Below are 1,294 nucleotides of genomic sequence, written 5' to 3' on the forward strand. Positions count from 1 at the left end.
TAGCCAGAATGCCGCAAAACTTCCATCCCTAAGCGCACTGTTGAGAGTACATTTCGATTTTTGACAGTGTTAGCTTGGAAGTGCTTATCCCAACCTTGTTTCTGACCATGAACTCCAGCAAGCCAAAATGTCAGTTGAAGCATTAGGGCGATTAGCAGCATGATATCAAAGCGCTCTGAGCTGCTAGTTCGGCTATGACGGAGGCCTAAACCGTAGGCTGGGCTTTTCAAGTCTCGGAAGGTTTCTTCAATTTGCATACGCTTCGAGTAGAGCCTAACAAGTTGCTTTGGTGTTCGGATTTCAACGGGCAAGTTAGTCGCTAAAACCCATGGTTCTTTTGTCGAAGCGGAGTAGATTTTAGGTGATGGATGATGACAATTGGTCCGTGTCGAACGCTGATTTTTTCGGCCTTTAGGACGTGATTTATACAGTGCAATTTGACATGAAATTGGGTTGCTCTTAGTCAACCTCTTATAGCCTAAAGTCTTTGAGCGACTTGAGGATATGCTATGTAAGTTGCTGATAGGTTGCCAGTTTTCCGCACCTAAATCTGCATATTGCACTTTCCCTCTGACTCGACTTAACCAGTACCAACCTAGCTTTTCAACGGATTTATACCATGGCACTTTAAAGCCAGCATCACTGACAATGAGCGGTGTAGTGTTACTCGGTAGAATGCTTGCAAGGTCGGCTAGAAATTGGTCATGAGCCTTCTTTGAACATTGCTCTGAAAGCGGAAAGGCTTTCTCATAAAGAGTAATAGAACGACCATGTAGTGCCACCGAAGCCCGCAATACCATAAGCCGTTTTTGCTCACGGATATCAGACCAGTCAACAAGTACAATGGGCATCGTATTGCCCGAACAGATAAAGCTAGCATGCCAACGGTATACAGCGAGTCGCTCTTTGTGCAAGTGACGATTACCTAACAATCTGTCGATTCGTTTGATGTTATGTTTTGTTCTGGCTTTCGTTGGCAGGTTACGACCAAGTTCGGTAAGAGTGAGCGTTTTACATTCAAGTAATGCGTGGCAAGCCAGCGTTAAACTGTTGAGTCGTTTTAAGTGCAATTCAGGGCAGAATTGGTAAAGAGAGTCGTGTAAAATATCGAGTTCGCACATCTTGTTGTCTGGTTATTGATTTTTCTCAGAACCATTTGATCACATGACAAGATGTGCATCTACCTTAAATTTATGATTTTTATCAAAATCATTAGGGGATTCCTCAGTACCCAGCGACCTCATCAGATCTTACGTATCTCCACTGAATCTTTGGCAAAAACAGTCCTATGGAA

At 43.5% G+C, this 1,294-nt stretch carries 1 protein-coding gene; it reads right to left on the reverse strand.

Features of this window, described 5'->3' with window-relative positions:
* Positions 1-1,121 (reverse strand): IS4 family transposase (locus R7Q09_RS24250; protein WP_318143712.1); only part of this gene is annotated, 1,121 nt, incomplete at its 3' end.
* Between the last annotated feature and the right edge of the window lie 173 nt (positions 1,122-1,294).

The sequence above is a fragment of the Vibrio sp. 2130-1 genome, assembly GCF_033339515.1.